The organism is Paenibacillus sp. FSL P2-0136, assembly GCF_037975325.1.
GTDB classification, from domain to species: Bacteria; Bacillota; Bacilli; order Paenibacillales; family Paenibacillaceae; genus Paenibacillus_AQ; species Paenibacillus_AQ silagei.
This window is the reverse complement of the sequence record NZ_CP150244.1, coordinates 3726125-3751701: the sequence shown is the minus strand read 5'-3', so window position 1 is coordinate 3751701 and position 25577 is coordinate 3726125. Positions and strand designations below refer to the sequence as shown.

29 protein-coding genes are annotated in these 25577 nt (G+C 49.3%); 16 read left to right on the top strand and 13 right to left on the bottom strand.

Going from position 1 to position 25577, the window contains the following annotated elements; genetic code table 11:
- Positions 1 to 15 precede the first annotated feature (15 nt).
- The 4 genes from NYE26_RS15615 to NYE26_RS15600 all read right to left on the bottom strand — a co-directional run bounded on the left by NYE26_RS15615 (position 16) and on the right by NYE26_RS15600 (position 2338).
- The gene (locus NYE26_RS15615) at positions 16 to 387 is read right to left on the bottom strand and encodes a DUF4190 domain-containing protein (RefSeq protein ID WP_339257157.1); all 372 of its coding nucleotides are present in this window, start codon (positions 385 to 387) and stop codon (positions 16 to 18) included.
- Between the two features lie 47 nt (positions 388 to 434).
- The gene (locus NYE26_RS15610) at positions 435 to 1187 is read right to left on the bottom strand and encodes a GNAT family N-acetyltransferase (protein WP_339257155.1); all 753 of its coding nucleotides are present in this window, start codon (positions 1185 to 1187) and stop codon (positions 435 to 437) included.
- A gap of 17 nt (positions 1188 to 1204) precedes the next feature.
- Positions 1205 to 2020: a glutamate racemase gene (gene murI / locus NYE26_RS15605; protein WP_339257153.1), complete on the bottom strand. Its 816-nt coding sequence runs from the start codon at positions 2018 to 2020 to the stop codon at positions 1205 to 1207.
- Positions 2021 to 2167: 147 nt separating this feature from the next.
- Positions 2168 to 2338: a hypothetical protein gene (locus tag NYE26_RS15600; protein WP_339257151.1), complete on the bottom strand. Its 171-nt coding sequence runs from the start codon at positions 2336 to 2338 to the stop codon at positions 2168 to 2170.
- A gap of 96 nt (positions 2339 to 2434) precedes the next feature.
- Here NYE26_RS15600 and NYE26_RS15595 point away from each other — a divergent pair, with 96 nt between their 5' ends.
- Positions 2435 to 2962, top strand: a complete 528-nt coding sequence (locus NYE26_RS15595) for a GrpB family protein (protein ID WP_339257149.1) — start codon at positions 2435 to 2437, stop codon at positions 2960 to 2962.
- Positions 2963 to 2970: 8 nt separating this feature from the next.
- On the opposite strand, the gene NYE26_RS15590 is transcribed toward NYE26_RS15595, so the two are convergent.
- A complete protein-coding gene (locus NYE26_RS15590) occupies positions 2971 to 4131 on the bottom strand; it encodes a C45 family peptidase (protein ID WP_339257147.1) in 1161 nt (386 codons plus the stop codon).
- Positions 4132 to 4438: 307 nt separating this feature from the next.
- Entirely contained in the window at positions 4439 to 4561 is a 123-nt protein-coding gene (locus NYE26_RS15585) for a hypothetical protein (protein ID WP_268748454.1), read from the bottom strand.
- A 211-nt stretch (positions 4562 to 4772) separates the two neighbouring features.
- Here NYE26_RS15585 and NYE26_RS15580 point away from each other — a divergent pair, with 211 nt between their 5' ends.
- The 5 genes from NYE26_RS15580 (at position 4773) to NYE26_RS15560 (ending at position 10247) form a co-directional block, all read left to right on the top strand.
- A complete protein-coding gene (locus NYE26_RS15580) occupies positions 4773 to 7319 on the top strand; it encodes a diguanylate cyclase (RefSeq protein WP_339257145.1) in 2547 nt (848 codons plus the stop codon).
- Between the two features lie 270 nt (positions 7320 to 7589).
- On the top strand, positions 7590 to 8270 hold the full coding sequence (locus NYE26_RS15575; protein ID WP_339257143.1) for a succinylglutamate desuccinylase/aspartoacylase family protein: 681 nt from the start codon (positions 7590 to 7592) through the stop codon (positions 8268 to 8270).
- Positions 8271 to 8369: 99 nt separating this feature from the next.
- The gene (locus NYE26_RS15570) at positions 8370 to 8750 is read left to right on the top strand and encodes a GntR family transcriptional regulator (protein ID WP_209873956.1); all 381 of its coding nucleotides are present in this window, start codon (positions 8370 to 8372) and stop codon (positions 8748 to 8750) included.
- Positions 8747 to 9616: an ABC transporter ATP-binding protein gene (locus NYE26_RS15565; protein WP_339257141.1), complete on the top strand. Its 870-nt coding sequence runs from the start codon at positions 8747 to 8749 to the stop codon at positions 9614 to 9616. Before NYE26_RS15570 ends, NYE26_RS15565 begins: the two co-directional genes overlap by 4 nt.
- Positions 9609 to 10247 (top strand): ABC-2 transporter permease, encoded by a 639-nt coding sequence (locus tag NYE26_RS15560; RefSeq protein WP_339257139.1) that lies wholly within the window; start codon positions 9609 to 9611, stop codon positions 10245 to 10247. Before NYE26_RS15565 ends, NYE26_RS15560 begins: the two co-directional genes overlap by 8 nt.
- A gap of 97 nt (positions 10248 to 10344) precedes the next feature.
- Here NYE26_RS15560 and NYE26_RS15555 read toward each other — a convergent pair whose 3' ends face one another.
- The gene (locus NYE26_RS15555; protein WP_339257137.1) at positions 10345 to 10707 is read right to left on the bottom strand and encodes a ribosomal protein L7/L12; all 363 of its coding nucleotides are present in this window, start codon (positions 10705 to 10707) and stop codon (positions 10345 to 10347) included.
- A gap of 173 nt (positions 10708 to 10880) precedes the next feature.
- On the opposite strand from NYE26_RS15555, the gene NYE26_RS15550 reads away from it, so the two are divergent.
- Positions 10881 to 11834 carry an NADP-dependent oxidoreductase gene (locus NYE26_RS15550; protein WP_339257135.1) on the top strand — a complete coding sequence of 318 codons (954 nt, stop codon included), beginning with the start codon at positions 10881 to 10883 and terminating at the stop codon, positions 11832 to 11834.
- Here the strand turns inward: NYE26_RS15550 and NYE26_RS15545 are convergent.
- From NYE26_RS15545 to tnpA, 3 genes are all read right to left on the bottom strand, one after another.
- A complete protein-coding gene (locus NYE26_RS15545) occupies positions 11831 to 12433 on the bottom strand; it encodes a TetR/AcrR family transcriptional regulator C-terminal domain-containing protein (protein WP_339257133.1) in 603 nt (200 codons plus the stop codon). The two genes, NYE26_RS15550 and NYE26_RS15545, sit on opposite strands and share 4 nt — an antisense overlap.
- 147 nt (positions 12434 to 12580) lie before the next feature.
- Complete coding sequence (gene tnpB, locus NYE26_RS15540; protein WP_339257131.1) at positions 12581 to 13654, bottom strand: IS200/IS605 family element RNA-guided endonuclease TnpB; 1074 nt, start codon at positions 13652 to 13654, stop codon at positions 12581 to 12583.
- Positions 13655 to 13660: 6 nt separating this feature from the next.
- Positions 13661 to 14062 (bottom strand): IS200/IS605 family transposase, encoded by a 402-nt coding sequence (tnpA, locus tag NYE26_RS15535; RefSeq protein ID WP_339257503.1) that lies wholly within the window; start codon positions 14060 to 14062, stop codon positions 13661 to 13663.
- Positions 14063 to 14310: 248 nt separating this feature from the next.
- On the opposite strand from tnpA, the gene NYE26_RS15530 reads away from it, so the two are divergent.
- The 3 genes from NYE26_RS15530 (at position 14311) to NYE26_RS15520 (ending at position 15785) form a co-directional block, all read left to right on the top strand.
- Entirely contained in the window at positions 14311 to 14505 is a 195-nt protein-coding gene (locus tag NYE26_RS15530) for a hypothetical protein (RefSeq protein ID WP_339257129.1), read from the top strand.
- Positions 14506 to 14776: 271 nt separating this feature from the next.
- Positions 14777 to 15343 (top strand): GNAT family N-acetyltransferase, encoded by a 567-nt coding sequence (locus NYE26_RS15525; protein WP_339257127.1) that lies wholly within the window; start codon positions 14777 to 14779, stop codon positions 15341 to 15343.
- The gene (locus tag NYE26_RS15520; protein WP_339257126.1) at positions 15333 to 15785 is read left to right on the top strand and encodes a YdeI/OmpD-associated family protein; all 453 of its coding nucleotides are present in this window, start codon (positions 15333 to 15335) and stop codon (positions 15783 to 15785) included. Before NYE26_RS15525 ends, NYE26_RS15520 begins: the two co-directional genes overlap by 11 nt.
- A 33-nt stretch (positions 15786 to 15818) precedes the next feature.
- Here NYE26_RS15520 and NYE26_RS15515 read toward each other — a convergent pair whose 3' ends face one another.
- Positions 15819 to 16598: an AraC family transcriptional regulator gene (locus NYE26_RS15515; protein ID WP_339257124.1), complete on the bottom strand. Its 780-nt coding sequence runs from the start codon at positions 16596 to 16598 to the stop codon at positions 15819 to 15821.
- A gap of 135 nt (positions 16599 to 16733) precedes the next feature.
- Between NYE26_RS15515 and NYE26_RS15510 the strand changes: the two genes are divergently transcribed.
- The 4 genes from NYE26_RS15510 to NYE26_RS15495 all read left to right on the top strand — a co-directional run bounded on the left by NYE26_RS15510 (position 16734) and on the right by NYE26_RS15495 (position 21178).
- The gene (locus NYE26_RS15510; RefSeq protein ID WP_339257122.1) at positions 16734 to 18524 is read left to right on the top strand and encodes a sugar-binding domain-containing protein; all 1791 of its coding nucleotides are present in this window, start codon (positions 16734 to 16736) and stop codon (positions 18522 to 18524) included.
- 125 nt (positions 18525 to 18649) lie between these two features.
- On the top strand, positions 18650 to 19123 hold the full coding sequence (locus tag NYE26_RS15505; RefSeq protein ID WP_036726718.1) for a C40 family peptidase: 474 nt from the start codon (positions 18650 to 18652) through the stop codon (positions 19121 to 19123).
- Between the two features lie 124 nt (positions 19124 to 19247).
- A complete protein-coding gene (locus NYE26_RS15500; protein ID WP_036726721.1) occupies positions 19248 to 19673 on the top strand; it encodes a MarR family transcriptional regulator in 426 nt (141 codons plus the stop codon).
- A gap of 122 nt (positions 19674 to 19795) precedes the next feature.
- Positions 19796 to 21178, top strand: a complete 1383-nt coding sequence (locus NYE26_RS15495) for an MFS transporter (protein ID WP_339257118.1) — start codon at positions 19796 to 19798, stop codon at positions 21176 to 21178.
- A gap of 656 nt (positions 21179 to 21834) precedes the next feature.
- Here NYE26_RS15495 and NYE26_RS15490 read toward each other — a convergent pair.
- The gene (locus tag NYE26_RS15490; RefSeq protein ID WP_339257116.1) at positions 21835 to 22854 is read right to left on the bottom strand and encodes a YeiH family protein; all 1020 of its coding nucleotides are present in this window, start codon (positions 22852 to 22854) and stop codon (positions 21835 to 21837) included.
- A gap of 151 nt (positions 22855 to 23005) precedes the next feature.
- Here NYE26_RS15490 and NYE26_RS15485 point away from each other — a divergent pair, with 151 nt between their 5' ends.
- Positions 23006 to 23899 (top strand): LysR family transcriptional regulator, encoded by an 894-nt coding sequence (locus tag NYE26_RS15485; RefSeq protein WP_339257501.1) that lies wholly within the window; start codon positions 23006 to 23008, stop codon positions 23897 to 23899.
- An 18-nt stretch (positions 23900 to 23917) separates the two neighbouring features.
- On the opposite strand, the gene NYE26_RS15480 is transcribed toward NYE26_RS15485, so the two are convergent.
- Positions 23918 to 24493 carry a dihydrofolate reductase family protein gene (locus NYE26_RS15480; protein ID WP_339257114.1) on the bottom strand — a complete coding sequence of 192 codons (576 nt, stop codon included), beginning with the start codon at positions 24491 to 24493 and terminating at the stop codon, positions 23918 to 23920.
- A 697-nt stretch (positions 24494 to 25190) separates the two neighbouring features.
- Between NYE26_RS15480 and NYE26_RS15475 the strand changes: the two genes are divergently transcribed.
- Positions 25191 to 25472, top strand: a complete 282-nt coding sequence (locus tag NYE26_RS15475) for a hypothetical protein (protein WP_339257112.1) — start codon at positions 25191 to 25193, stop codon at positions 25470 to 25472.
- The last annotated feature ends 105 nt before the right edge of the window (positions 25473 to 25577 follow it).

Sequence of the window (25577 nt, the reverse complement as noted above, 5' to 3'; positions counted from 1 at the left end):
TGTACATATGAGTGATTACACTAAGAACCTGTATGCATTTAAAAACCCATAACCCATCGTAGTCTGTGCACTATTGAATAACAGAATAGCTACAACAAACATTATGATGATGATGGCGTAAATAAAAGTAGAGGCTATTCCGCAGACCAGCCCGGCAATCGCCAATCCCCGGCCTTGCTCATAGCTGTAACGGATCTCCTTGAAGGCAAGTGAAGCCAGAACGATTGCGGTAATCCCAAACAGGATGCCGACGTAAGGTATTACGATGGAGAGAATACCCAGCACAAGTGCTGCAACCGCTTTGCTGTTCGTCCGCTCCTGCGGAGGCTTCGGATACTGCTGGTAATAATTCTTTTCTCCATAGGGTGGAGGGGGATTATTGTTCATAATCTAACTCCTTCATAGGTAGTGAGCTAATGCTCCTATTCAATCCATCAATAATTAACCCAGTGCTCCAGCGTAACAGCGCGGGTAAGGCCAATGGATTCGGCGAGGTGGATGGAGGCGAGATTGTTCTCCAGCACCTGGTACCTGGGAATGTAGCCCCGTTGCAGAGTGTGGAAGACTGCTGTGCGGACTACGCGCTGTGCCAAGCCTCGCTGTCTGGCAGCTTCTATGGTACGTACGCCGCCTATCTCCCAGATTCGTTCCTCATTGCGGTACACCATACATGTGCTGAGTGGCGTATCCCCGTCAAATAACGTCACAGCGAACGCCCCGTCTTCAAAATACTGCGTGATCTCCTCTAGCGAATAATCATTCGCCATCCACAGCGGCAGCAGCCGTTCATCGATAGCTTCACTGACCGTGCAGGCCTCATCTGCGCTGAACCCCTGGCCTTCGGCCGAAGAATACGAGTAGAGACTACGGACCCGCCGCAGCGTGAAATAGGGTTCCAGCGCCTGGCGGTATGCATCCTCCTGAAGCTTGAAGACCAGGTTGGCGTCCCGCGGCAACCGCTTCAGCAGGGCAGGGAAGACCTCAGGACTGCTGTAGTCCATCAGCACAACGGTGTCAGCCTCCGGGTAGGTCCGGTGATCATAGCCGAAGGTTGCGGCAGGCATAAGCAGCAGCACGCCCCACTCCTCCTGCTGTTCAATCAGAACGCTGTCGATCTGAGCGTGATAAGCCGTCATCATTTTGAGCAGCGTAACATTCTTCAGCGGATTCCGGCGTAATCTTTCCATTATGGCTGTATAGTGACTCATGCAGGATCATTCCTTTTACTCAGATTAATAGATTGTTCAATGTCATCCAGCCGCTGGAACAGACGCTTATATTCAGATAACAATGCAGGATCCTCTACCTGGACACTGGATCTGTAAAAAAGGATATCGCCTGTCCCCTCATTGATCCGGCCCCCTGCTTGAAGAATTTGCTTCAGATGCCTGGCGGTTCCGAGACTGCCTGAGATGAAGTCAACCGTATCCGGGAATATCTTCCGCAGACTTCCCTCGAAGTAGGGGAAATGGGTGCATCCGAGAACCACTGTGCTGTACCGCTTAAGGTCCAAGTGTGCCAGCTCACTTTTCAGATAGGGAATAATTCTCTCTTCGTCAAAATCAAAATGCTCCGCAAACTGAACCAGCCCGGGAAGCGGGAGACTGTCTACAATCTCCCCGTGATCAATGCGGTGCACCAAATCATGATACTTCTTCTCCTGCAGCGTTAAGCGGGTGGCCAGTACCAGCACCTTCTTCTGCTTGCCCTCCGATTGTTCAACCGCAGGCTTCACTGCCGGCTCGATCCCGAGAACCGGAAAGTCATACCGCTGCCGCAGCTCTTCGATCACAATGCTGGTGGCTGTGTTACAAGCGACAACCAACGCTTTGATATGCTGACTAGCCATGAAATCCACCGCTTGCAGGATGTATTCCCTGACTTCGTCTTTCGTCTTCTCCCCGTAGGGAACATGGTCTGTATCTGCATAGAAGAGGTAGTCCTCTTGCGGCAAGAGCTTAAGCGCCTGATGAAGCACCGTTAACCCGCCAATTCCGGAGTCAAAAAATCCAATTCGCATACGTCCACTCTTTCCGTCATTATTAAAAGGATTCTATTATTCTATCATTAGACTTATTGTAGAACTATAGCGTATGGATAAAAGACCAGACTTCCGCCTCTGTTGCCGGAGAGGGAAGCCTGGTCTGCGAGCATAGCAAAGCGGAAATCAGCTCTCGTTCTTGGTCACGCCGTTCAGACTTGGCACGACATCTGCCGCTTTATCAGGATTCACCATCTGGGGGATTTCGCTGATGCTGGCGTGATTCTGCTGGTTGTTTTTTGAATCGGCGCGGTTGTCTGCACGGTCATGCTTCGGGTCTGCACTATTCTTGGGCATACTGTTCACCTCCGTCTCTGCGGGTTAGTATGAGATAGAGGTTTGTATTTTATTCCAGTGGCGGGTACAGGTTATAGCCGAAGGAGGAGAGGGATTATGGCTGAGAAGACTAAGGTTGTAGAGGTGGTTCCGTATGATCCGGCCTGGAAGGCGGAATATAGCAGAATTGAGAAGCAGATGCTGGAGATCGCCGGAGATCTGATTATCGCAGCGGAGCATGTGGGCAGCACCTCGATTGAAGGACTGTGGGCCAAGCCTGTGATTGATATCGATCTGGTGATGGAGAGCTATGACCAGCTGCCGGAGATCATCCGCAGACTGCAGGAGTTCGGTTATGAGCATCAGGGTAATATGGGCATTGAGGGCCGGGAAGCCTTCAAGAGCAACCGGGATGAAGGATTCATGAAATACCATCTCTATGTATGTCCCAAGGATGGCAAGGGTTATGTGGAGCATATCCTCTTCCGTGATTATCTGCGCAGCCATCCCGCTGCCCGGGAGGAATATCAGGCGGTCAAGCAGCGGCTGGCTGAAGCGTACCGTTATGATATCGATGCGTATTGTGACGGGAAGACGGCGTTTGTGCAGTCTATTTTGCAGAGGGCGTCACAGCATCAAGAGTGAGAGGGAGCTTAGCTGGGACGGGTCCAGAATCCCTCAGCGGAACGCTTGTCCGGCAGCACTGCCTCGTATACACGCATTCCCGCCGGGTCAAGGAACCCGAATGTTCTCCAGCCGTTTAACTGCGGGGAACCGAAACAGATATGCAGCTCGCGGGCTGTGTTGTCACAGACCATGGACCATAAGGTGCCTAAGCCTTCGCTGTAATGGTGACAGCAGATCCCTTCGGGATATTCGCGTCCTGCGGCAGCTTTCATGGCTTCTACAGGATTGATAGAGGTGTTATCGTCCATAAGTGCTGCACGCAGCGCGTCATATCTTGTCCATGAGTTCTCCATGACTTGCTGATTGTGTAGCTGCATGGAGGGCAGGGTGTAATGGTTCGCCGAGAGCACAAGCTGGCTTACGCTTAAGCTGGCAGCAGTAGCAGGATGGTACTGGATCTCTTTCTCGGTACCAGCCGTCTCCACAAGGGCGATGTTCCCCTGGGCGTCAGAGATCAGGAAGTTTCTGTAGTCAGCCACCGGCATGCTGCGCATGAGCTGGACCGCTTCTTCCGCAGTAGTACATTGATCCAGCAAGGCCCGGACTACGCCCGGGAAAATAAAGCCCTCCCCGGTCATCTCCGGCCGGATTCTCCCCGAGGTGGTGGTTACGGTAAGTCCTGCCTCATTCATCCCGTCATAACGCCCGAACAGCTGCAGCGCAAAGCCGGTATGCGCCGGTTTGCCCTTCACCCGGGTTGTGCTGAGCAGCAGCTGATTATACGTCTCATCCTCCCAGCCAAAATCATAATTACGCATATGACAGATATGTCCGCTCTGTTCCCCACTTGCTCCAGTTCGGTAGGCTGCCTGTGTGCAGTGGCCCGGTGCCTGAAAATAGGAATAATAGAATACGACATGGGCGGCCTCTACGCCGGTCTCATCGGCGAAGCCTTGAATTTCTTCATTCAAGCCGGGGCAGTAGCGCTCGAAGCTCTCCATGGCTTTGTCTGCAGCATAGGGAGTCAGCGGGGAGGCTCCCATGAAGGGGGAGGACAAGAAGGATAGCATGGCGGAGTTATTCTTATGATGGGCGCCCAAGGCGCGTCCGACCTCATAATGAGTGCCTTCGGTAACGAGATGTGTAAATTGTGCGGTCTTGCGCTGTAACAGGGGATTAGCATCCATGTGAATGTTCCTTCTCTCGGTTATTCTCTGCGCAGAGTAGGTTCATTATAACGGGCGTATAGATCAGGCGGCAAAGCCTGCTGCGCCCCAAATCCCCGGATGCGCAGCCAAGCGGCGAAGCGCTGTTATGAATTAGTCACATTTTCACTGGAATAGAAGGAAATACTTGTATTATTGAGGTTTTTAAGGTAAATTATTGGTAAGACTTTCGGATTACAATTCTTCCGGAAGTGCAACCTAATACTTGGTATATGCAAGCCGAAAAGGAGCATTTCCCCCAAATGCTCCTTTTTGCGTGGGCAGGCTGTTAAGGTGCGAATGAAACGGTCTGAAGCACATAGCGGATGAGGAAGAAGGCAATGATCAGTATGGAGAAGGCGCTTAGCAGAAAAGAAACAATCTCTCTACCTGAACGTTTGGTTCGCCGCATTACGGTCACCTCGGAGTATAGGAATGGATTAGCCGTCACAGGTTATGCTCTATCCATCCATATTATACATAATTATTCCAAGACTATAATACAAGCCAAAACAGGCTGTGCAGACCAGACTTATGTTTGTTATTGCTGCCCAAAGTAAGTTAGAATGAACCTACGCCAAAACAGCTTAGAAATCATTTACTTCAATGGAGGCATTGCACCTATGTCAGATTTTAATACAGAACATGAGAATCAGCCGCTGAACCGGACCCTGTTAAATGAAGCCGGGCTGGACCCCAAGGAACCCGTGGATCTTAATAACTGCGAGAAGGAGCCCATCCATATTCCCGGACTTATTCAGCCGCATGGTGTATTGCTGGCTGTAACTCAGGACACAGCCCCTAGGATTGTCCAGGCCAGTCTGAATACGGGTAAGTTACTGGGAAAAGCTGCCGAAGCACTGTTAGGAACGCCTATGGCTGACCTGGTAGGCCCGGAGCAGCTGAAGATGATGCTTGAACGCAGTGTGAATGCGAAAGAAACAGCAGATTTACAATATATAGTTATAACAATTAAAGTGGCAGATCAGCCTGAGGACTTCTTCTGCATCATTCACGAAAGTGAAGGTCTGATGATCGTTGAACTGGAGCCTGCCTCCATCGATCAGAGCGACAGCTCCAATGATTTCGACTGGATCCGCACGTTCTTCGGACGGCTGAAGCATACGGCGAACCGTCTCGAAGCCAGCCAGGCCGCCGCTGAGCAGGTGAAGGAGATGCTCGGTTATGACCGGGTCATGATCTACGAATTCGATGAACAGTGGAACGGCAAGGTGATTGCGGAAGCCAAGGAACAAGGACTGGAACCGTTCCTTGGCCATCATTATCCTGCGTCTGACATTCCGAAGCAGGCGCGTGAGCTGTATCTGCGCAACTGGCTGCGGACGATCGTCGATGTGAACTATCTTCCGGTTCCGATCACCCCGGTGCTGCAGCCACTTACCGGTAAGCCCCTGAACCTCAGTTTGTCCATCCTCCGCAGTGTGTCTCCGCTCCATATCGAGTATTTGCAGAATATGGGGGTAGGCGCAACGACCACCATCTCGCTGATCAATAATAACAAGCTCTGGGGACTGATCACCTGTCATCACTATTCTCCCAAGTATGTCCCGCACCGTATCCGTAATCTGTGTAATTTCCTGGGTGCCTTCTTCTCCAGTGAGCTGTACCAGCGTCAGCAGCTCGACAATTATCAGACGGAGCTGGAACTGCGGACCAAGGCGATGAGAATTGTTGATATTTTCACAGGTAACGTCAGCTCTTCCCGGGTGATTGAACAGCTCGGCGATGAAGAGCAGACACTACTGGGTATGATGGAGGCTTCCGGCGCAGCCGTGTGTTATCAGGACAAGCTGATGCTGTTCGGAGTAACACCCTCCCAGGAGCAGGTGCGGGAGCTTGCCGGCTGGCTGGCAGGGAAGTCGAAGGATTACACCTACTGCACCTCCAGGCTCAGTCTGGAATATGAATCAGCCAAAGCTTACAAGAATAAAGCCTCCGGTGTCATCTATCTCGCCCTGACTCCAGGACACCAGAATTACATGATCTGGTTCAGGCCTGAGGTGGTCGAGATTGTGGACTGGGCCGGAGATCCGGCTAAGGCTGTCATTCAGGAGAATGACGGACTGCGCCTGTCTCCCCGCAAGTCCTTTGAGAAATGGCGGCAGGTGGTTCAGTCCACCTCACTTCCGTGGAGAGAGCAGCATCTTAACATTCTGCCTCAGCTCAAATCTATTCTGCGCGGACAGACCGAGAACCAGCTGCGTCAGGCGGAAGAACAGGCCCTGCAGAATGCCCGCAGTCTGCGCCACAACGAACAGCGGTATCTGCAGCTGATGGATCTGTCTCCGGTAGCCTTCTTCATGATTACCGATGATGTGATCACTTACTGCAATAACCGTGCAGTGGAGCTGATGGGTGAAGAGAAAGGAAAATCCCTGATCGGGCAGCCGTTCCTGAACTATGTGCAGGAGTCTTACCGGCCAGACCTGGAGCAGCACTTCACAGACCTGAGCCAGAATGTGACCCAGTTCGTATCTGATCAGGGACAGTTCGTGAGCAGCGACGGGCAACCGCTGGACGTAAGCCTGAGTCTGGCTTCGGTCATTCATGGCGGCAGACCATCCATTATGGCGGTGCTTAACACTGGAACCGGTACAGAGGCGAAGGGTGAAGCCTATATCGATGCGGCCAATCAGATGCAAAGCTATCTGACGACCGATTCACTAACCGATCTGCCGAACCGCCAGGCCCTTGTGCATGAGCTGGATCAGCGCTGGGAGGATACGCTGAATACCCGGGAACCCTTGCTGCTGCTGTCGATTGATATCGATGATTTCCATTCCTATAATGCGGTACACGGGCTGAAGGGCGGCGATCTCTGTATCCAGTCGGTAGCCGATGTACTGAATATCATCAGCATCACGCACGGCACCTTCGTGGCCCGCTTCAGCGGGGCGAACTTCATCCTCACGATGGCGGGTGCGTCCGCCTCCCAGGCGGAGCAATTAGCCGAGTCCGTCCGTCAAGGTGTCTCTGATCTGCAGATTCCCCGCGACCGCTTTGAAGAGGAAGGGGTGGTCACTGTAAGTATAGGCGGCCTGTTGAAGGTACCGGTTCCCTCTGACCGCCCGTCTGACTTCATTGCCAAGGCGGAGAAGGCTCTTTATGAGGCGAAGTCTGCCGGGAAGAACCAGGTCGTGTTTTATTAGTACTATCGTGCATCCAGAGAAGAAGCCGGATGAGTCCATATTGGACTTGTCCGGCTTTTTTAGATAGAGTTTATATGTTTTGGGGTCCCCGCAAAGTTTTTGAGTCATCATCTACGCTAAAGCTCCACTTTGTGGGGTTATTTTGCTGTCCTATTCGTCCAATCCCCCGCAGGTAATCCGCATACATTACAGAGTAACCGTTGGTGCTGTCCAGAATCTTGTATACCATCATCCACATGATCCGCATTATCCAGAGCGAGGTGAACCGCATTGTCTGTAGAGAAGCATACACTGGCGGCAGGAACGCCCTATGCCACACCTTATTATGTCATTAGCAGCGGCGTCCCCGGACCTGTATTCATGATCATCTCCGGTGTTCACGGCAATGAGCCGGCGAGCAGCCGTGCAGCGCAAGGCATCGCCAGCCGGCTCAGCCGGGGAGATCTGATGCTGCGCTCAGGGAAGCTGATTATCGTCCCGCTGGTGAACCAAATCGCACGGCGCAAGGGGATTCGCGGGAAGCCCGACCTGAACCGTACCTTCCCGCGCGGACAAGGCGCCCCGGCCCGTCATCCGTTGTCGGCAGCCGTATGGCAGCTTGCCTTGCGCTACCGCCCTTCGTGGGTGCTGGATCTGCATGAGGCGAACGGGCTGTCCGAGCTGAATCCGAAGCGGGTCGGACAGACCCTGATCATCAGCCCGGTCAGCCGGGCGCATGGACTGGCGAAGCAAATTGTGAAGCGGATGAATCAGACGATCACGAATAGAGCTTACCGCTTCAACATACGGCATAGGGAGCGTGCAGGAACTTCCCGGATGGCCTTTCAGCGCCTGCTCGGTGCCCGGGCGGTGACCGTAGAGACCTGCTGGAGCCTGGACTATGCCTTAAGAGTAAGGCTGCAGAGTGAGATCGTCTACCACTTTCTGCGGTCTCAGGGGATGATCGGCTAATTAAGGGGATGACACAAGGGATTGACACAACTGAATATAGTGTATATATTACATATATACACTAGTTACAACAAACACAAAGGAAGCTGATGCTGCTGCATGAATATCGTGATATCAAGTACATCTGGCGAACCGATCTACGCCCAGATTGTGGGGCAGGTCCGCCAGATGATTCTCCAAGGCGAGCTACTCTCGGGTACGCCGCTGCCATCGATCCGCTTACTGGCGAAGGAGCTGCAGATTAGCGTCATTACCACAAAGCGGGCTTATGAGGAGCTGGAGCGGGAGGGGCTGATCAACTCGATTGTCGGCAAGGGATCTTTTGTCTCCGGGGCCGATCAGGAATATATCCGGGAACAGCGGCTGCGGATGGTAGAGGGCAAGCTGAAGGAGATTATTGACGAGAGCAGACAGCTGGGCATGGAATACGCTGAACTCGCGGAGATGCTGAAGCTGCTCTATGAGGAGGAACAGGAATGAGTACTGTAATTGAGCTAGACCATGTAACGAAGAGCTACGACCGTTTTGAGCTGAAGGATATTTCGTTATCGATTAAGGAGGGTTACATTACCGGGCTGATCGGCCCGAATGGCGCAGGTAAGACCTCAATGATCAAGATGATAATGGGCTTGATCTCGCAGGACCAAGGGGACATCCGGGTCTTCGGCCAGAACAACCATCAGGAGCAGGCAGCGATTCGGGGGCGGATCGGCTACGTCTCGGATGAGAGCTTTTATTATGAGAATATGACCGTGAAGCAGATGAAGAATATTATTGCTCCGTTCTATCCAGGCTGGGACAACGATACATATCTGAGATTTCAGGAGCAGTTCAAGCTGTCGCCGGGTAAGAGAATTAAGGATCTGTCGAAGGGGATGAAGATCAAGTTCTCGCTCGCCATCGCTCTGTCCCATGGTGCCGATCTGCTGATTATGGATGAGCCTACTTCGGGGCTTGATCCGATCTTCCGCCGGGAGATGCTGGAGCTGCTCAGTGAGCATATTCAGGATGAGAAGAAGTCGATTCTGTTCTCGACTCATAACACCACAGATCTGGACCGGATTGCCGACTATATTGTATTTATTAACGAGGGACGGATTGTATTCAATGAGATGAAGGAGAGTCTGAGCGAGCGCTATTTGCTGGTCAAAGGCGGGAAGGAGCTGCTGGACCGTGATGTCCGCCAGTGGTTCGTGGGGTTGCGGGAGAACGGGCTGGGATTCGAGGGGCTGATCAGCAACCGCGCGGAGGGTGAACGTTATTTCAGGGACACGGCACTCTGCGAGACACCTACGCTGGAAGAGATTATGTATTATACGGTAAAAGGGGACGAAGCCCATGCATAATTCCATTGCGCTGATCCGTAAAGACTTCATACTTACCCGAAAGTTCGCTTTGCTGCTGATTCCCTATTTTGTACTTATGTTATATTCCAATGCACAAGCCTATACGGTATTCTCGTTGTTGCCGGCACTATTGCTGCTGATTAATGCCTGTACGATTGATATGCAGCATAACAATCAGAAGTTTCTGGCCACACTGCCCGTGCCGAGACAGCGGCTGATTCAAGCCAAATATCTGACGATCATTCCACTCTCGCTATTCAGTCTCATTTGTACCCTAATCATGTACTGGGTTGCGGTGACTATGGGCAAGCTGGATGAACCGCTGCGCTGGAGAGAGCTGGGGCTGATTACGGCAGTTATCCCGCTGTTAGCCGCTTTCTATCTCCCGCTGTATTACTGGTTAGGGCAAAAAGGAATGCAGTTCGTCAATGTAGTTTTTATGATGGTCATTATGCTGAGTTTCACTACATTTGGAAGCTTGAACAAGGAATTTCCGGCTCTCGCTCAATGGGTTCAGAACGGTAAAATAGAAAATATGCTGCTCGTAGTCATCGGCGTGCTGGCATACCTGATCATTATTTATGCCTCCTATCTGATTTCGTCGCGGATTTATGTGAACAAGGATATTTAGTCTCATTGCCGGTATAGGCTGCATCACAAAAATGACCTCAGCTTCCACCGTCCAGTGGCAGTCTGAGGTCATTCTTGATCATTCACACATGGTTCACTCAGCGGAAGTTCCCGCTCCGTTCCAGGTTCTCTACGAAGTCCTTGGCTTCCTTGAGGCCCAGATTCCGCGCTTCGCGCACGACCTTGATTGCCTGGATCTTCTTGCCCTCGGCTATCAGCAGGCGGATTCTCCGCTCGAGGTCCGGTGCCAGCTCCGGGTTCTGCACGAACATCGGCGCAGGAATATGGCTGGTTCGGCTGAAGGAGGGGTCAGCGGGCATTCCTCCGTAAGGATCTCTTTGATTGAGCCGGGCTTCCAGCTCGTTCACACGCCGCTTCAGGCTGAACACGCTAAGCATGAGCAATAATACCAGCACCAGAGCCAGAATGGCGATGAGATCGATCGTATCCATATGTTCCATAGGCATTGCTCCTTCCCTAATTATCTACTACCCGTAAGAAGAAAGAATGAACACTTCAGGCCTGATTGTTGATTGTATCCGCTTGGGCGGGACCCTACAATGAGTTACAGGAACAGTACACATCTTGCTTCAACGGTACGCGGATTCCCAATTCATCTGGAGGAGTGATCGCAGTGAACGAAGCTACACATATGAAGGCGATTCGGATACATCAATTTGGAGGGCTAGAAGAGTTAAGGTATGAGGATGCACTGATCCCCGTTCCCGCAGCGGACGAGATTCTGATTAAGGTGGCAGGGACCGCATTCAATCTGGCAGATGTCAAAATCCGCAAGGGATACCTGCAAGCTATTTTCCCGCATGAATTTCCTTACATTCCTAACTTTGAGGTGTCGGGTACGGTGGAGGCAGCAGGAGCAGAGGTTACGGACTTTCAGCCGGGGGACAGAGTCTATGCTGCGCTCGATATGTCCCGGGACGGTGCTGCCGCAGAGTATGTGGTTACCAAAGCGCAGTATGCTGCGCTGGCGCCAGTCTCCCTGGAGCTATCCGATGCAGCTGCGCTGCCGATTGGTGTCTTAACCGCATGGCAGGGGTTATTTGATCATGGTAATCTGCCGCAGGGTGGACGTGTGCTGATTGCCGGAGCCGCTGGCGGGGTAGGCAGCTATGCAGTGCAATTTGCCAAGCAGCATGGAGCGTATGTTATCGGGACTTCCTCAGCGGCCAGTAGGCCGATGCTTCAGGAGCTGGGGATTGACGAGATCATTGATTACACCAAGGAGAGCGTCACGGACAAGCTGAAGGAAAAGGTGGATCTGATCCTCAATCTGTCCCCTGAGAGCACTGAGGTACTCAACACATGGCTGCCGCTGCTAAAAGAGGGAGGAGCGCTGATCTCGGCAGTGAATCCTGCGGACGAAGCGCTGGCAGCGCAGCTTGGCGTTAAGGCACACCGGCTGTTTGCACAAGAGGATCGTACGCTGCTGACGCGGGTTGCAGAGCTGGTGGATGCGGGAAAGCTGAAGCTCTGGATTACTGAGCGTCTGCCGCTGACCGAGTTGGCTGCCTCCCATGCCATGAGCGAAGCCGGTAAGATCCGTGGTAAGGTGCTGATTACGATTTAAGCCTTAGCGATTAGAGTCGACTGCATGAATAAGACCTCATTATAGATCACCGCCAGCTCCTCCGGAGTATAAGGCATCCCGCTGTGCAGCCATTCTTCCGTAATTCCGAGGAAAATAGACGCGGAATGCGCAGCGAGATACTCTGGAGGAACCGCCGGGTGTTCGGCAAATACGCCATTCATCTCCAGCTTCCGGTAGAAGCTGCGCTTGATAACCTCCTTGAATTGCCCCGGAAATGCCGCATCCCCTTTGGCCCCGAGAAATAACCGGAGCCGCTCGCCGTGCTGCTGCAGATACTCAAGGATATGCACCAAGGGCGGATAGGGCAAGCCCTTCAGATAATGCCCGGACATCTCTTCACGTACGATTTTGACAACCATCACCTGCTCCAGACCTGTCAGTATTTCCCGCTGCAGCTGCTCCAGCAGATCGTATTTATCTGTAAAATGCAGATAGAACGTTCCCCTGTTAATATGTGTTCTAAGCGCCAGCAGGCGTACGCTCACCTTGTGAAATCCTTCCTGCTCCATGAGCTGGAGGAAGTTATCCTCGATCAAAGCCCGGGTTCCCGCTGACATCCTCTCATGTATATCGCCCATACTGTGTTCGCCTCTTCCGTTAACTGCTGAAACTCTATCTTTGTGAACTACCATCCACCTAAGAGGTGGCGGCTTCTTGGTCAATGAAGCTACTGCTCCAAGTTTACCCAAGCTCAAAGGCTAGTCCCTAGCCCAATCATTGCAATATCACATGGCTAGTTTCAGTAGGTTTTGAGCAGCGTTTACATCGCGATCATGATGCACATTACATTCTGGACAAGTCCACTCTCGCAAGGCGAGATTCTTCACCTCTGCGTTCTTATAACCGCAACAGGAGCAAAGCTGACTGCTTGCATAGTGCTTAGGGGCAATAATAAGTTCTCTGCCATACCATTGAGCCTTATATTCAAGCATCGAACGGAACTTACTCCAAGATACCTCGCTAATCGCTTTTGCAAGTTTGTGATTCTGCATCATATTCTTTACACGTAAGTCTTCCATCACGATGACTTGGTTTTCGTTTATCATTTTGGCAGACGTTTTATGCAAGAAGTCTTTACGCTGATTCGCTATTTTTTCATGTAGCTTGGCAACTTTCAGCCTAGCCTTATGACGGTTATGGCTTCCCTTCTTCTTGCGCGATACATCCTTTTGCAGCTTCGCTAATCGCTTTTCAGACATACGCAAGTATTTGGGATTGGATATGATTTCGCCATTTGAAGTCATAGCAAAGTCTTTCAGCCCAAGATCAACGCCAATCTTCGTATCCATTTTGGGCAACTGGACGATATCCGTTTCAACCAATACGGAAGCATAATACTTTCCCGTTAGTGTTTTTGAAATCGTGCATGATTTAATCAGCCCCACGAATGGGCGGTGCAGCTTGATTTTGATGCTAGTTTTTAGCTTTGGAATCTTGAGATATCCATCCTTTATAGCAACTGTTCCATTTTGGTTATTCGTTGTGAAGCTATGATTATTCGTCTTCTTGCTCTTGAATTTAGGAAATCCCGTTTTCTTATCCCGAAAAAAATTCTTATAAGCCTTGTCTAAATTCAATTGTGTATTCGCTAAGGCAAGGCTATCGACTTCTTTCAGCCAGTCGAATTCCTTTTTGTATTGTGCGGGTGTATTCCTCAGCATCGTTTCCGTTTGCTTGTAATGTTCAATTTTATCTGCAAGCATTCTGTTGTAGATGAAGCGAACGCATCCGAACACTTTAGCGAAGTAGTGTTGTTGCCCATGGCTAGGATAGATACGGTATTTGTAGGCTTTCAGCAATGGCGATCACCCTTTCACACCTTGGTTTTCGATGTATTTTTGAATGACGTCTATTGGCGCTCCACCCGTTGTAAGCAAGCAATAGGAGCGTGACCAAAAAGCCTCTTTCCAAAGTGATTTTCGGAGGGTAGGAAACTCCTTCTTGATCAGCCTAGATGATGCACTCTTATAAGCGTTGAGAAATTTAGAAATGTCGGTATTAGGATGAGTTTTCATTAGGATATGAACGTGATCCCTGTCATGATTCCATTCCTGCAAAGTCACATTGTAAGTAGGCTGAATGGATGCAAATATCTCTTTCAGACGTTCGGATATTGGATCTGTAATTACTTTCCTACGATACTTGATGACTAGAATAAGGTGGAAGTGAAGGGAGAACACTGAATGGTTATTCGAGTCTAATTTCATTAATTTCACTGACCTTTCCAAGATACGACTGAATATTTTAATTATAGCATCTTAGGCGGTTAGAATCCATGTGGATTAGACCGTTTCCATTCATCCCACACTTAAAGAAGGTAGGATAAATATGTCAACAAGAGGGTTGAAATAGGTTATTTCCACCCAAAATTCAAATGTAAGCTATAACATAGTCATTCCGTTTACCATAAATGAGATTAAATGGTGTATAATTAGGGGAAAGGGAGGTGATTCTGATGACTGAATTCCCTACTGGCGGTGGACCCCCGATCTATTCGAATGACCCCGGCGGGCACAAAGCCAATCATGACGTCAATGAACAGAAGCTTCATCGTGAAGGGCCTTTGGGATTATGGCGGGAGATCTCTGATATGGTTATTGCGGTAGGTGTTATTGCTTTGATTATTGGTGTGATCATGTGGATTTCTTAGTTAAATAAAAAGCACATAAGATTATAACTTGAAGCATGGTCGTCGTTGCGGTGAACATTTGGCCCTCCGGCCGCTGTTGTATTTGGATTTCCTGATTAATACCGCTTTTCGAGGTAGAAATCCAAATACAAAGGCGGACGCTAACGCTCCTACAGTTCCAAATTTCCCCTCCACTTCTTTTGCTTTTTTGTTAATTTCTTTAGTGCGTTTTATACAATAACTCCAAATGAATTGTTTAGGAGAGTCATGAAATGATAGGGAGAGGGTCTAAATGATATATCACCGGGCCGAGCGGGCGATTGAGACAGAACGGTTACTGCTGCGTTTATTCAAGCCAACGGATGCTACAGATGTCAGCTATCATTGTAACAATTACAATATATACAAGAGTACTTTGACCCTTCCGTACCCGTATCCAATAGAGTGTGCGGTGGACTGGATCGCGAATCATGAACAGAACTTTGACCTGGACAAGATGTATGACTTCGCAATCACTGACAAGGCAGACGGCCGGTTATATGGAGCGGTTGGGTTATCTAATCATCCGTCCCATCATAACGGTGAAGTCGGGTATTGGATTGGCGAAGCCCATTGGGGGCACGGTTACGGAACCGAGGCTGCCAGGGCGGTTATTGAATTTGCTTTTGCAGAGAAGAAGTATCACAAGGTCTATGCCCGGCATTTCGCCTCCAACCCGGTCTCAGGCAGAATTATGCAGAAATGCGGAATGACCTATGAAGGCACCCTGAAAGATCAAGTACATAAGATTCATGCCTATGAGGATTTGGTGTATTACGGAATTGTGAATACGGAGGAGGCTTCGCCTAATGGTCTATGAATTCGAAGGTGAGATTAAGCTGCTGGAAGGTAAAATGAAATGGAAGGTCGTGTATTTTCCGTATTCCGTCCAAGAGGCATTCCATACGAATAGCAGAATACCTGTACATATCGCCGTAGACGGGCATGAGTTCGAGCATACGCTGCTGCCGTCCAGGAACGGGCATTATTTTGTGTACAATGAGTTCATCCGGAGGGCGGTCCGTAAAGAGCTGGGCGACATGCTGCATGTCACACTCACAAAGAGCGTGGAACTCCGTGCAATTGTTGTACCCGCATACATTAAGGAGGTTCTTGAAGACCATCAGATGCTCAGCACATTCCTGGATCAGCCCGATTACCTGAAGCGGGAACAGATTAATTATATTGAGCTGGCGAAAAAGGAGGAGACCCGAAGTAACCGGAGCTTGGCATTAGCCCAAAAACTGCATAAGAGCCTCTAACTCCGATAACCCCGAGCCACTCTTCCTTCGCCATCAGCCCTTCCCTCGATATTCACTCGGGGTTTGGCCGGTGAACTTCTTGAACTGCCGCATGAAATGGACATCGTTCTCATAACCGCAACTTGCAGAGATCTGGCTGACGGTATAGGTGGTGCTCTTCAGTAAATAGGACGCATGGCCCACGCGGTTAAGGATGATGTCGCTGACGGCCGGAATACCGAAGATTTGCTTATAGATCTGCTGAAAATAGGACGGGCTCATGTTCATCCGCTCCGCAAGCTGTTCGACAGAGTACCAGGTGGAGGGGGAACTGAGCACTTCATTTCTCAGGTTCAGGAATGAATCATAGTATTTGCTGACCGGCTGGCTAGACTCCACATGATGCCGCATATCGCTAAGCTTCATGAACAGGCAACGAATAATGGAGTCGATAATCTCCTGGCGGAAGCTGCCGTTCTGCAGATTCTCCCAGTGAAGCTCAATCACTTTTCTGGTGATATAGAGAGGGTCATGGGCCTTCATTAAGGTGTCCAGCGGCAGCTTCAAGCGTTCAAACCAAGCATTCGCCCCCTCCAGCTCGAAGTGAAACCAGTCATGCACCAGCGGCAGCTCTGCGTCTCTGTAGAAGTAGTGGCTGTTTCTGTTATAGATGATGTAAGTATTCGGTTCAGCGTAGACGCTCCGCGTCTGAAGCCTCAGCTCCATCTTGCTCCGAAAGAATACAAAGACGTAATCGCCGGAGCCTTCCGGGCGGTCAATCGTCATGCCCTCTGGATGAATAACATTCGAACCGCACCGCTTTAGGGTGATCATACACAATTCCACCTTTTTGGAGGATAGATCAGTCAATCAATAGAATAATTCATTTTCTTTCCAGGGACAAGGGAGTACTCTGTGATAGTGAATATGGAGAATACTTCAGTAATGAGAAAGAGGGTTCATTCTAATATGACTGGAACAACGACGAAAGCAGCTACGAAATTCTATACCCCGAACTACCCGAGACCCCAATTTGTCCGTAGCCAGTGGCTGGATCTGAACGGAGAATGGGACTTTAGCTTTGATGATGATCACGCAGGCATTGCGGCGCGCTGGATGGATCGTTTTCCGGCCACACATACCATTAACGTTCCATTCACCTACGAGACAGCGGCCAGCGGCATCGGTGAGGAGAACTTCCACCCGCGGATCTGGTACCGCAAGCAACTCGTCCTGTCCCCGGCGGTAGAAGGGAAGCGGACAGTGCTGCATTTTGAAGGCGTGGACTATAAGGCGGTCTGCTGGGTAAACGGCGGCTATGCCGGAGAGCATGAGGGGGCGTATGCGCGGTTCTCATTCGATATTACCGATCTGCTAGGGCAGGATGGCGTGAACGAGATTGTGCTGATGGTGACTGACAGCGACAGCTGTCTCCAGCCCCGGGGCAAGCAGCGCTGGGCGGGCCGGAACCACGACTCATTCTATGTGCAGACCACCGGCATCTGGAAAAGCGTCTGGCTGGAGCATGTCCACGCTACCCGGCTGGATTCCGTGAAAATGACGCCCGACATTAACCGCCAAATGCTCCGCTTGGACTACAGCCTGCAAGGCTTGAATGAAGCACAGGATCTCCGGCTGGAGACGGAAATTACGTTTCAAGGGGAAAGAGTGAATAAGCTTAGCTTGCCGGTAGATAGAGCTTCGATGACCGTGGAGGTCAGCATGATGGAAGGCATTAACGGGCCTTGGCTGCAGAACCTGTGGTCTCCGGGGAACCCGAATCTTTTTGACATCGAGTTCGTGCTGTATGCGGGTGAACAGGAGATAGACCGGGTCGGCTCGTATTTCGGTATGCGCAATATCTCTATCAAGGGCGGCCAGATCCTGCTGAACAACCTCCCGCTGTATCAAAGACTGATCCTGGACCAGGGCTACTGGACCGATAGTCATCTGACCCCGCCGTCAGAAGAAGCGCTGATTCAAGATATTGAAGCGATTCTGGAGATGGGCTACAATGGGCTGCGCAAGCATATGAAGGTGGAGGACGCCCGGTTCCTGTACTGGTGTGACGTCAAAGGGGTATTGGTCTGGTCGGAGATGGCTGCCGCTTATGAATATAACGACGAGGCGCTGGAGCGGTTCACCAACGAATGGCTGGAGGTCGTGCGGCAGCAGTATAATCATCCGTGCATCATCACCTGGGTGCCTTTTAACGAATCGTGGGGAGTGCAGAATATCCTTCATGACGTCCGGCAGCAGACATTCACGGAGGGTATCTATTATTTGACCAAATCTATCGATCCTTACCGTCCGGTGATTACGAATGACGGCTGGGAGCATACGGTATCTGACATTCTGACCCTGCATGATTATGTCGAGCGGGGCGAAGCGCTATATGAAACTTACAAAGATAAAGATTCTATCACGGGCAGCAGCGGTACCTATAACGAGTGGAAGTTTGCTTTTGCAGAAGGTTACAAGTATAAGGGGCAGCCTATCATCATCAGCGAGTATGGAGGCATTGCCTTCAAAAGCGAACACGGCTGGGGCTATGGCCATCAGGTGGATAGCGAGGAAGCTTTTCTGGAGCGGTTCGGCAGCTTGACCCGGGCGATTCAGGCCATTCCATTCATCTCCGGGTACTGTTATACCCAGGTTACCGACGTTCAGGATGAGGTCAACGGGTTAATGACTGCGGATCGCGAGCCAAAGGTGCCGCTTGTACGGATTAGGGAGATTAACCTGGGCCGGGGGATGTAAACTCTTTCAAAAAATCATAGAAGGGGTTGACGAAAGGAGAATATTAAACTATCATTCATAATAGTTACAAAAAATTAATATTTGTCAGGCAGCATTAGCCGGCAAGAAAGGAGACTGAGTTCTTTTTGAAGAAAGGAATCGTATGGCTACTGAGTATTGTGCTATTGCTATCGTTTGGATCTGAAAGAGCATCTGCGGATGACAGCTCCAGACTTGATCAAGAGGTTAATGATGTGATGGGAACTCCATATAAATGGGGAGGAACCAAGGCATCTGAAGGGTTTGACTGTTCCGGATTTATCATATACATATTTGGCAAGTTCAACTTAGATCTTCCGAGAACATCCAAGTCGCAGGCAAGTGCAGGCGAATATGTAGCCAAGTCCGATTTACGTCCGGGAGATCTTGTCTTTTTCGAAACCGGGGGCAACGGCATCTCGCATGCAGGCATCTATGTGGGCGACAACAACTTTGCACATTCCTCAAGCAATAAGGGCGTTACGATCACCAGCCTGTCATCAGGCTACTATAAGGAACGGTATGTTACCGCCAGAAGAACCATTTCTGAGAGCACTTATCAGAAGATGACTGGCAATTAAATATGTAAGACGAAGAGCCTCTAGACTTTCTAGAGGCTTTATTTATATGATTTGACACGCAAAAGAAGTGTGATTATAATGGTCGTAGCAACTATAGTCATGACTGTTATAAAGGAGGCCGACCTTGGAGTTAGAACAATATATTGGTGTGAATGTGCAGCGCGCGGCACTTAAATTGAATAATTACTATCAAAAGGTAGTCAATCCGTTTGACATTACAGTAGATCAGTGGGAAATCCTCATCGTACTATGGGAAAAGGAAGGGATTACGCAAAAAGAACTTGCCGAGAGACTGCACAAGGACCAGACTAATGTTGCACGAATGCTGTTCAAGCTGGAGAAGAAGGAATTCATTTATCGTGTGGTTCATGAGACGGATCGAAGGTCTTTGCGTGTATATTTAACGCCTAAAGGACGGGATATCAAAGAAGAAATCCTTACCCCTTCCAATGAGGCATATAACAAAACGATCCAGGGGTTATCCAAAGAGGAAGTTGAGACGTTTCGCAGGGTTCTTACTGTAATCTACAACAACGTAAAAGATCTATAGTCTTAAGAGGAGACTCTCTATAATCAAAGGGAAGAGAGTTTTCTCGGTTATATACTTGCTGCGGCAACTATAGCTGTGTCTATTATAATTCCAAAACTTATTCTTAAAAGGAGAATTGTCAGATGGAACTATCAGCAAAAGAAGCAGGGGTCTTCGACGCCAAGTACAGAGCATTGACCATTGGGATTATTCTTGCTGTAACTACCGTTGCGTTTGAAGGTTTAGCCGTGGTTACGATTGCTCCAAGCCTGGCACAAAAATTGAACGGGCTACATTTATACGGCTGGATATTTAGCTCTTTTCTGTTGGCACAAATCCTGGGGACGATGATCATAGGAGCGCGGATTAACAAACACGGCCTATTTGCCTCGTTTGGCCTATCCATACTGTTTTTTGTGATCGGTATCGTGATTGCGGCGACTTCCGTGAATATGATTACCCTAATCATAGGGAGGGTGTTTCAAGGTTTTGGTGGAGGTGCTATCATTACATGTGTTTATTACAGCATCACTTTAGGTTACCCCGATAAGCTGAGAACGAGAATACTTGCTTTGTTTTCCGGCGCATATATTGTACCTGCCTTAATTGGCCCTTATATTGCCGGGCTTATAGCGGAGCATGTCTCCTGGAGACTTGTTTTCTGGCTGGTGCTTCCCTTCATTGGTTTGGCTGTCATGCTGACGCTTCCCGCTTTCCGCAAATTTACAGTTAGAGTGAATACCTCGTCCAAGAATAACCGAAAAGAAGGTTTGGCAGTCCTACTGACTATTGGAGCGGGAATGTTGCTGGCTGGGCTGGGCTTTATAACCGATTGGAAAGGCATGGTGCTGTCGGCAGCAGGCTTACTTATCATGATTCAGCCCTTGCGGAAGCTGCTGCCAGAGGGCACCTTAAGTGCCAGAAGAGGTTTGCCGGCTACGATTGCTTCCAGAGGATTCTTTGTGGCCAGTTATAATGCGACCGAGAGCTATGTTGTCCTGGCTTTGACAGATGTGAAAAAGCTTCCTGCGGATATGGCGGGATTAATTGTAGCCGCAGGTGCATTAAGCTGGTCAGCGGCAGCCTGGATCCAGTCCAAGTTAGATGCCAAGGATCATGGGACGGGACGGAAGAAGCGGGTAACCGTTGGTATTGGATTTATGATTATTGGAGTGGCTGCGGTCATTCTCGCTGTTGGCCTTCCCGAAGGAGGGATCGCATTTGCAGTGATTTCACAGCTTTTCACTGGCTTCGGCATCGGTTTGGCACATCCTACGACCGGAGCGATTGCACTGCAGCATACCACAACAGGTGAGGAAGGAGAGATAGCCGCCAGCCTTCAGTTTACAGACGCATTTAGTCCGGGGTTAAGCATTGGAATCGGCGGAGGCCTTATCGCCGTCAGTCAATCACTGGATTTGGGGTTGTTGACTGGGATTATATTGGCTCTGTCTCTTCAATTGTTTTTCGTTCTTTTAAGTTTTATGCTTTCCTTCCGTATTAAGCAGGCGAAGGGCTTCTTCTAAAAGAAAGATTAACAAACTCCAGATCGATATAAGTATTTCTTATAAAAATACCTGAAAGAAATACGGCGCATCATCGCAGCCGATTCAATGATCATCTTCGGATTCCATGGAGAGCAGTTTACTCCTTCCGGTGGCGTGGACTCCTTCATTACCAGTGTCGAACAGCTGCGGCATGGATTGGACATCTTTCCTGTAGACTGAGATAATACAATGGAATCCATCTAAGGTGGTGTATGCAGATGCCGGCAACCTGGACATTTCATGCAAGCAGAATCAGAGTATCCCCTACTGTTAACTAATCATTTACAGGGGGAATCTAGAACCGCCCGGCCACCCTTCATGAGGTGGCTGGGTGTGTTTTCCGAAAGGACACAACTATGAACCTGTCAGAACTAACCCAACATACTGCATCCCGCCTAAGTCCAATGCGACTGATCCCATGGGCATGTAGATGACCGGGAATTAGCCTGATCTCTACTCTATAATCAGACGGCGACGTTGCCCTGGAATCCACCGGGGGGAGTCGCCGTTTTTGTTAGGGTGTGTAGCTCATAGTGTGCCCTGGCTCCTCGATATGCACCATCACCCGCACCAAATAATCCTCCGGATGCTTTATAACGATCTCATCCAGCAGGAATTCCTCGTAAGCATCTCTTTTAATAACATAAGTTCAAAACCTTCACAAGCAGGAAACCTAACCCGGATAGCAGGACCGATCCGATCAAGCCGGCTCCGAAGGCCTTGAGGCCCATGCGTCTAAAAGCAGCTAAATCTACGTTCAGGCCGAGGCCCGCCATAGCCATTGCAATGAGGAAGTACGCAGCAAGTATAAGCTTATCCGTGATTGCTTCAGGGATGATCTGCAAAGTATTGACGGTGCTCATTAGCAGGAACCCCAGGATAAACCAAGGAACCGGTACAGATCTCCAATTGGATGGTCCGGTCTCCGGGTTCGCCTGCCGCTCCTTGCGGTTGGCCCAGATTCCGATGATTACAGCGATCGGCACCAGCATGGTGACACGCGTTAATTTGACGATGACTGCCAGATCAACTGCCTGCTTGCCGGCTGGCCCGGTTGCTGCAATGACATGAGCAATTTCATGGAGGGTGGCCCCTGAGAAGATGCCGTAGCCCAGTGGAGTCAAGTTAAGGAAAGGGTAGAGAAGGGTATACGCCAGTGTAAAAAGGGTGCCTAAAATCGCAACGGTTGCCGCGCTGACCGCCGTCTCCTCGTCACTTGCTTTGAGCTGCGGGGCGATGGCTACTACCGCTGCCGCTCCGCAGATCGCCGTGCCGCAGGCCGTCAGCAGTCCCAGTCTGTTTTCTACCCTGAACAGTCTCGCAAGCACAAGCACCGTACAGATTGTAAACCCAATACAAACCATGGCGATCAGCAGCACCTTGGGGCCAGCCTGAAGGATATCCTTCAGGCTAAGCCGCATGCCCAGCAGAATGATGCCATACCGCAGGAGCTTTTTGGAGGTAAAGGAGATGCCGGGTGTTAAATAACTTGGAACGCCTAGCGTTGCTCTCCAGATCATTCCGAGCAGGATGGCTATTACTAATTGCCCCATAATGCTCAGGAAAGGGAAGATAGATACGTATTTGGCGAACAAGGCCAGCATTAGAGGCAAAGCGATACCGAGCGCAAACCCCAGTTTTTTCTTTTCCTCCATGTGTACCGCGAGTTGTGGATTCATCGAAGTCACGTCCAATAGGTTGGATTTAGTTCCTTTAACCACTATAGTAAGTTATGATTGATTAGGGAAATACGGATTTTAAATCTATATCATAATAAATTGTTATTTTAAAAGGGGCGTGCGATCGATCATGTTTGAATCCCTGGTGGTGTATGTAACGGTTGTGGAGCAGCGGAACTTTTCCAGAGCGGCAGAGCTTCTGCATCTGTCACAGCCTGGAGTCAGTCTGCAGATCCGTAATCTGGAGAAGGAACTCGGTGTGAAGCTCATGAACCGTTCGCCCAAATGGGTGAAGCTAACGGAAGCAGGCGAGCTGTTCTATAGACGGGCGAAGGAAATGCTGAATCTCTATGAGTCTGTTAAGCTCGATCTGGCCCGGCTGTATGATACCGTCAGTGGAAGCTTACATATTGGGGCTAGCTTTACAATTGGCGAATATGTGTTGCCCCGGCTGTTCTCATCCTTCGCCAAGCAATATCCCGATGTAGACATGGGGATGACGATTGCGAATTCAACAGAGATTGTCTCTGCCTTGCGGGAGAATAAGATTGAAGTGGGTCTGATCGAAGGAAGCATCGAGGCGGCGGATCTGCAGGTTGTTCATTTTATGAAAGACGAACTGATTATCGTCGCTGCTGAGAATCACCCGCTCTCACGAACGGGTGCGGTGGAGGTGGGCGTACTCCAGGATCAGATATGGGTGCTGCGTGAGAGCGGTTCGGGGACGCGTTCGTTCAGCAATCATTTTTTGGCACAAGCTGGTCTAAGGATGAAGCGCTCCTATGAGATCAACAGCAGTCAGGGCGTGAAGGAGGCCGTAGCTGCCGGACTGGGGATTTCCATTCTCTCAAAGTGGGTGGTCCGCAGGGAGATCGAGACCGGTAAGCTCTTAGAAATTCCTGTGCAAGGCCTGAGCCTTGAAAGAGACTTCTCGATTGTGCGGCTGACCGGTCATGTTCCCAGCCGGGCGAACGAGGTGTTCGTGGAGAGATTGGTTAAGCTGGATAGTGCTTTTGCCTGAACCGGAATAGTGACGAGGTCATCTAACGGTCCGATATACGAGGCCTATGGCACCAGAATCAAATGTTTTATTTTCAATAAGCTTCAGAGTAGTCTTCTCCTGGATACCTTGGAATAATGGTAAGCCGCTGCCGATCAGGACGGGGGAGACCGTAATTTTATATTCATCGATTAAGCCAAGCTGCATAAGAGTGTGTGCGAACCGGGGACTGCCGAGAATGACGATATCCTCGCCTGGCTGCTCTTTGAGACGCTGGATCTCTTCCTCGACGTCCTCTTTGACCAGTCTGGAATTATTCCATTCAACGTTCTCCAGGGTTGTGGAAAAGACCACTTTGGCTGTCTTCTCAATCCATTCCGCATGATCCCGTTCGTGCTGCGAAGCGGAGGGATCTGCTGGGACGGAGGGCCAATAACTATGCATCATTTGATATGTCCCACGACCCCAAATGACCGTGTCCGCAGTACTCAGAATTTCCCTTGCGTGGCTCTCCAGATCAGCATCATAGGCAACCCAGCTAATATCCATTGGGCCGTTCGGGCCTTCTACAAAACCGTCAAGCGAAGCGTGCAGGAATAGCACAAGTTTTCTCATATTCGTTGATACTCCGATATTCAATTTGGTTATTAGGCTTAGTATAACTCATTATGTTTTGAATATTAAAGATTTAAGATTTGGCCTTAGATGACCTGGGGGATACGCTTAAACATAGCTGGCAATAGGGGCAGAAGATGCAGGACAGGGTTAGTTGAGGGCGGCATCCGGGATTTTTGAAGGAAGAGTTTTAGCTCTGTTTGTCATTATTGCGATTGCGGAAGAAATAGTAGTGTCACTCATGACAACCCAGACGAGGAATTCTGGGGAAGAGCTGGCTTTACATGTTCCTTGGGCTGTAGTTCCTATTATACTTATACATTTTCATTTAAATTTATTAAAAATATTTAAACATTGATTATATAATAATTAATGATAATTGCATGACATAAACCACAATATAACATTATGTGATAAAATTTGATTTGAGGATGAAATTGATTTTATCAAATGTAAACTTTTCAGTTTATTATGATTCTATATCAAGTTCTTTACTAAGCTTTTTCAAAAAGTTGAAATCTTGAACTCGTAGACTGATTTGCTTCAAGGTAATTCTTGAATTTAATGTATGAGTCATTTGATGCACTATTATCATTGTATACGCTCTTGTAGAAAAGGTGTGTTTTAGACTATTAAGTGAGATATCCTCAAAGGCATATCATGATAAGTAATTGTTATAGGGAGTGGACGGATAGAAATGTATAAAAAAATAAATCGCTTGTCATATAGCTCATTTCATTTCATTGAGTCTATAGATAAAAAACTTAATTTAATGGTATCTCAGATTCTTGATCAAATTGAGTTAGCCATATGGAATGATTACTTAGTTAAAATGCAATCTCCCTATGATCAAGTAACCGTAGATTACTATTTAACTCACCACTTGAAAGTTCAAAATCAATTGATAAATATCAAATTTAATATTGCAACTACGTTATCCGCAGAATTATTAGATAGCATAAGTCTTGATACAGCGTGAACAGTTGGAGGCTTTACTTAGTCAGCCGCAATACTTGTATTTAAAGAGAAAATACTTTGGATAGACAACATTTGAAGTATAGGACGATGACTGAAATTTAACATT